A 6048-nucleotide genomic window follows, 5' to 3' on the forward strand; every position below is an offset into this window, starting at 1 on the left:
CCACCCCGCACAGACCGAAGATGCAGTTTTTCCAGATCGTCTCCAGAGGATCCCCGAACGCCCGCAGTTCCCGCTCGGGGGGGGTGTCGGAAGTGTTAAAAACCACGGCCGCCCGGGCCCGGAGGAGGCCTCGGGGGACCCCTTCCCCGCCGTCGCCTTCCAGAAACTCATAGGCGACGCCGGGGCGGACTACCCGGTCCACCCACCCTTTCAAAACGGCCGGGGGCTGGCCCCACCAGTTGGGGTGTACAACGACGATTCCGTCCGCCTCGGCCAGTTCGGCGCAGTGCCGCTCGACCTCGGGAGGAAGCGGCGCTTCCCTGGAAATCTCCCGGGCGGGAAGCCGCGGGTCGAACCCTTCCTCGTATAAATCGTGGTACCGAACCTCGTGGCGGTTTTTTTTCAAGGTCTCGACGGCGGCCGCCGCCAGGGCATGGTTGAAACTGCCCCGGTCCGGGTGGGCGAGAATGACCGATACTTTCATAATTGCTCAGCTAAGACCCGGCGCCCTTTACCGGGACGTTGCTTCCCGGGGAAACGTCCCGAACCAGAACAGCTCCGAAACATCGGGGAGGGGAAGCGGAGAGGGCGAAACGGTCGGAGTGGCCGTAGGAGGCGGTGAGGGGCTCGGGGAAGGAGGCGCCGTCGGGGCGGCGGAAGGAGTCGGGACCGGGGTCGGCGTCGAAACGGGGGTGGCGGGGATGGGCAGATCGAAAGCCTTCATCACGGCCATGTGGTGAACGCCGCCGGGATAGGAATCGTTTTCTTCGATGGGAGGAACCTCGCTTACGTCCCAGAAAACGCGGCTGTCGAAGACGATCCCCTGGGGGTAAGCCCGGTCTTTGGCGCCCACGTAGAGGGTGGTGTGGTACTGGTCCAGGTTCCGGTTGGGCATGATCCAATCGTACTGGTAGCGGCGGGGGTTGGTGGCGTTGGTGAAATAATGGCCCAGGCGGTCGGCGGGTTTGTGGCGGTCGGTACTGAGAAAAGAACGGAAGATGTTCAAACACGGTTCCGCCGGACTGGGGTACGTGTTCAGGTCGCCGGCCACGACGATGTACCCGTCGGGATCGAAGTTACGGCGGACGTGGTCCCTGACGGCGGCGGCCTCCCGCAGGCGCATGCTCCGGTTGCTCGGGCCGGACGACGACTTGAGATGAACGCAGACCCCCTGAAGGTCGGGTTCTCCGGGGATGTCGATCACCGCCCATACGTAGCTGCGGCTGCCCGCGACCTCGGGGTCGGGCCACTCCCCCCAGGTCTGCAGCGACCAGCGGCTGACGATGGCGTTGGGGATGGACCCGCTGCCCACGTACAGGTGAAAATTTTCACCGAAGGCCTCGTCGACGTAGTCTCGGTGCGACAGCGGCGCGGGCACGTTGAATTCCTGGATGAAGGCGATGTCGGGCTTCAGACCCCGGAAGATGCGGCTGCTCTGCGGGTAGTAGAACTCGTTGGGCCAACCGCCGCAGGGCAGATTGGCGGTCATGACGGTCACTACCTTCGCCGGGGCCGGGACCGCGGCCCAGCCCAACCCGAACAGGAGCGCCAAGAACAACCGCCCGACCTGACCCCGAACCCGCAAGGGAACCTCCTTCGCTTCCGGCCATTCCGGCCCGCCGACGGACCGGATGCTAACAGTATACCCGTTTTCGGCTCCGGTTTTGAGAATTGATTCGTCTGCCGCCGGAGCGGGCGTCTACATCGCCGTTTTTCCTCGCCGGGCCCGGGCGATTTGACCGCTTCCCTCCCCGGGACGGATGCGCTATAGTTTTCCAGCAATCCGTCCCGGCGGCCGACGGCACCAAGGCCCGTCAAGCCGGCGCCGGCAAGCTCCTGTGCTTGCAGCCAGGCTCCTGCCGACCCTCACGGGACCGTAGCGGCAACGGCGAAAGCACGGAAAGACAATGCAGCTGCTTTTTTCTTCTCAACCGAGGTTGAACGATGAACGGGGCCGACGGCGGTAAAGGCCCGGAAAAGCGGGGAGAGCCCCCGGCTCCGGAAACGGCCGCGATCGGGGAAGAAATCCGCGAGTGGAAAACCAAACGCGGGGCCCTGATTCTCGCCCATAACTACCAGCTGGACGAGGTCCAGGAAATCGCGGACCTGGTCGGCGATTCCCTGGCCCTGAGCCGCCGGGCGGCGGAGAGCGACTGCGACACCATCGTTTTCTGCGGGGTGCGGTTCATGGCCGAAAGCGCCAAGATTCTTTCCCCGCGCAAACGCATCCTTCTCCCCGCCCCGCGGGCCGGGTGTCCCCTGGCCGACTTCGCCGAACCCGGCGAAGTCAGAGCCTGGCGAAAGCGATATCCCCGCGCGGCCGTGGTCGCCTATATCAACTCCTCGGCCGCGGTCAAGGCCGAAGCGGATATCTGCTGTACCTCCTCCAATGCCGTCCGGGTGGTGGCCTCCCTGGACGAGGATGAAATCATCTTTTTACCGGACCAGAACCTGGGAAGGTTCGTCGCCGCGCGTTTCCCGGACAAGCTGTTCCACCTCTGGCCCGGCTATTGCCTGACGCACCATCGGGTCCTGCCGGAACATATCCGGGAAGCCCTCCGCAAACTACCGGACGCCGAGGTGCTGGTCCATCCGGAGTGCCGCCCGGAGGTGGTGGAACTGGCGGACTTCGTCGGCAGCACCGCCCAGATTCTGGCCAGGGTGGGCGCTTCCCCGGCCCCGGCCTTCATTATCGGAACGGAGATGGGCGTCATCCCCGGACTACGCCGGGCTCACCCCGACAAGAAAATATATTTGCCATATCCGGGGCTTTTCTGCCCCACTATGAAACAGATCAGCCTGAAAACGGTGGCGGAGTCGTTGAAGACCATGCAGACGGACATAACCGTACCGGACCCGATTGCGGACCGGGCAAGAACGGCTCTGGAGCGGATGCTCGAGGCGGGATGAGGCGGGAATGATGGGCGCGGACACAGGACCGGCAGAGGAGAGCGGACGGATCCGCGGCGAGCGAGACGTTCCCTTCCTGATCGTGGGAAGCGGGATCGCCGGCCTGTATACCGCCCTGAAACTGGCCCAACGCGCGGAGGTGACGCTGCTGACCAAGGATCGCCTGGAAGAAAGCAACACCACCTACGCCCAGGGGGGAATCGCGGCGGCCATCGACCCCCAGGACTCCCCCGACCTCCACTACGCCGACACCATCAAGGTGGGCGTGGGTCTGTGCCTCCCCGAAGCGGTCTCCATCCTGGTCCACGAGGGTCCCGAACGGGTCAAGGAACTGATCGGTCTGGGGGTCCCCTTCGATCTCTTCGAGGGAGAGCCGGCTCTGACCAAGGAAGCAGCGCATTCGCGCCGACGCATCCTCCATGCCGACGGTGACGCCACCGGTCGGGAAATCAGCCGCGCCCTCACCCGCCTGGCGATCGAACATCCTCGAATCGAGATCATGGAAGAAACCATGGCGATCTCCCTGACGCTCCACCGGGACCGCTGCCGGGGCGTTTTGGCCCTGCTCGCCGACGGCGCTCTGGAACGATTTTTCTCTCCGGCGGTCATTCTCTGCACCGGAGGCTGCGGCCAGGTGTACGCTTCAACCACCAATCCCCCGGTGGCCACCGGCGACGGCATCGCCCTGGCGTTTCGGGCCGGCGCCGCCGTTTCCAATATGGAGTTCATCCAGTTTCATCCCACCGCCCTGTTCCTGCCGCCGGCGCCCTCGTTCCTGATTTCGGAGACGGTGAGGGGGGAAGGCGGAATCCTGAAGAACGTGCGGGGGGAGCGCTTCATGCCCCGATATCATCAGTCGGCCGAACTTGCGCCCCGCGATATCGTCGCCCGGGCCATACTCCGGGAAATGGAAAAAACCGGTTCGGATCGGGTCTATCTGGACCTGGGCGCGCTCTCGGCGGAGCAGATCCGCCTGCGGTTTCCCAATATCTATGAAACCTGCCTGCAATACGGCCTCGACATCACCGCCGAGAATATTCCGGTGGCGCCGGCCGCCCACTATATGATGGGCGGAATTTTCACCGACCTGGACGGGAAAACCACCATTCCCGGCCTCTACGCCTGCGGCGAGACCGCGGACCCCGGCGTTCACGGAGCCAACCGGCTGGCCAGCAATTCCCTGCTCGAAGGCCTGGTCTTCGGGCGCCGGATCGCGGAGTACCTCGGGCGGCGCCAGCCGGACATCGAACCGAGACCGGCGAAATCCGACCTGGTCGAGGAAGTCCCGGCCGGATGCTCTTCCGAAAACGTCGCCCGGGAACGGCAAGACCTGCGCGAATGCATGTCCGCGCGGATGGGGATCGTTCGCGAGGAGAACGGCCTGAAAGAAACGCTGCGGTTCCTGAACGAAGGGGAACATCCCCTCTCCTCTCCCTGCCTGGACCCGGCCTGCCTGGAACTTCAGAATCTCAGGACCGTCTCCACCCTCATGACGCGGGCTGCTCTCGTCCGCCGGGAAAGCCGCGGCAGCCACTACCGCAGCGATTTTCCCCAAACCGACCCCGGTTGGCGGAAACGGATCTTACTTCGGGGCGACCGCGTGGATTACCTCGAAATCGGGGAAGAACGTTCGCCGCGTCTCCCGCTCGCCCCGCAAACGAACGGATAAGAACATGAACGAATTGAACCACCTGCTGCTTCGACGGGCCGTCGAATCCGCGCTGGCCGAGGACGTCGGCCCCGGCGACCTCACCACCATTTCCACCGTTTCCCCTCAGCAACGCGGACGGGGAATCTTCGTCGCCAAGCAGCCCGGAATCCTCTGCGGGATCCCGGCGATGACCGAGGTTTTCAAGACCCTCGATCGGGACCTGGATGTTTCCCCGATCCGCCGGGACGGCGAGCGTCTCGAACCCGGAGACGCCCTGGCGGAAGTGAAGGGCCGCGCCCGGAGCATCCTCACCGGCGAACGCCTGGCCCTCAACTTTCTGCAGCGGCTTTCGGGGATCGCCACCCTGACCGCTAAGATGGCGGCGGCCGTCGGCGGCACCGGCGCCCGGATCGTCGATACCCGTAAAACCACCCCCGGTTTGCGGTTTCTGGAGAAATACGCCGTCAGGACGGGGGGGGGCCACAATCATCGATTCTCCCTGGCGGATGCGGTCCTGATCAAGGACAACCATATCGTCGCGGCGGGAGGGATCGGGGAAGCGGTCAAAAAAGCCCGAGAGATTATCCCTCATACCATGACCGTCGAAGTCGAGGCCGAAACCGAGGAGCAGGTCCGGGAAGCGCTGGACGCGGGAGCGGACATCATCATGCTCGACAACATGAACCCGGAAACGATGCGGCGGATGGTGGTCTTGATCGCGGGAAGGGCGCTGGTCGAGGCTTCCGGGAACATCTCCGAGGGGACCGTTCGAGCGGCGGCCGAAAGCGGAGTCGATGTCGTTTCGATCGGGGCCCTGACCCACTCCGCGCCGGCGCTGGATATCAGCCTGGACCTGGAAATACTGGAGTAGGCGAGGATGGAACGGCCCCCGGAAAAGACCGCGGACACCGCGCCCGGAACCGTCGATCCCCCGCCGGAGCCGAAATCTCCGGAGGTGGAGCGCCTGCGCATCGCCCCCTTTCCCCGCTCGCATAAAATCTACCTCGGAGGCTCCCGACCCGATATCCGGGTCCCCACGAGGGAGATCCGGCTGGGAGAGACCGTCTACGGCGCGGACGGAGAACCCGCGCGGCGCAAGGAGAAGAACCCGCCGATTCTGGTTTACGACACCTCCGGCCCCCACACGGACCCGAAAATCGAAGCGGACCCGGCCCGGGGCCTGCCTCTCCTCCGGAAGCCGTGGATCGAGGAGCGCGACGATACCGAGGAAGATCCGGGGGCGGCGCGCTCCGCCGAAACCGGTTTCGGCCGGCGCCCCCTCCGCGGCCGATCCAGCCGGAACATCACCCAACTGGACTGGGCCCGTCGGGGAGTCGTCACCCCGGAAATGGAGTTCGTCGCCATCCGCGAAAACCAGGGGATGCGGAAGTCCGGAAGGGACCGTCCAACGGCCGGGAGCGGTTCCGCCATCCCCCGGGAAATCACGCCGGAATTCGTGCGGGACGAGATCGCCCGGGGCCGGGCCA

At 65.0% G+C, this 6048-nt stretch carries 6 protein-coding genes; 4 read left to right on the forward strand and 2 right to left on the reverse strand.

The window, feature by feature from the left end; translation table 11 throughout:
* Window positions 1-484: NAD(P)H-dependent oxidoreductase (locus tag PLZ73_12515; protein ID HOO78696.1), on the reverse strand; the 484-nt coding region annotated here is incomplete at its 3' end.
* 27 nt (window positions 485-511) lie between these two features.
* Window positions 512-1585, reverse strand: coding sequence for a hypothetical protein (locus PLZ73_12520; protein ID HOO78697.1), 1074 nt, complete (start codon window positions 1583-1585; stop codon window positions 512-514).
* Between the two features lie 359 nt (window positions 1586-1944).
* Here PLZ73_12520 and nadA point away from each other — a divergent pair, with 359 nt between their 5' ends.
* The 4 genes from nadA to PLZ73_12540 all read left to right on the forward strand — a co-directional run.
* Window positions 1945-2910, forward strand: coding sequence for a quinolinate synthase NadA (nadA, locus tag PLZ73_12525; GenBank protein ID HOO78698.1), 966 nt, complete (start codon window positions 1945-1947; stop codon window positions 2908-2910).
* A 7-nt stretch (window positions 2911-2917) separates the two neighbouring features.
* Window positions 2918-4579, forward strand: coding sequence for an L-aspartate oxidase (gene nadB / locus PLZ73_12530; GenBank protein HOO78699.1), 1662 nt, complete (start codon window positions 2918-2920; stop codon window positions 4577-4579).
* Window positions 4580-4583: 4 nt separating this feature from the next.
* Complete coding sequence (gene nadC / locus PLZ73_12535; protein ID HOO78700.1) at window positions 4584-5432, forward strand: carboxylating nicotinate-nucleotide diphosphorylase; 849 nt, start codon at window positions 4584-4586, stop codon at window positions 5430-5432.
* A gap of 6 nt (window positions 5433-5438) precedes the next feature.
* Window positions 5439-6048: hypothetical protein (locus PLZ73_12540; protein HOO78701.1), on the forward strand; the 610-nt coding region annotated here is incomplete at its 3' end.

The sequence above is a fragment of the bacterium genome (assembly GCA_035380285.1).
In the GTDB taxonomy this organism is placed as follows: Bacteria; Auribacterota; Erginobacteria; order Erginobacterales; family DAOSXE01; genus DAOSXE01.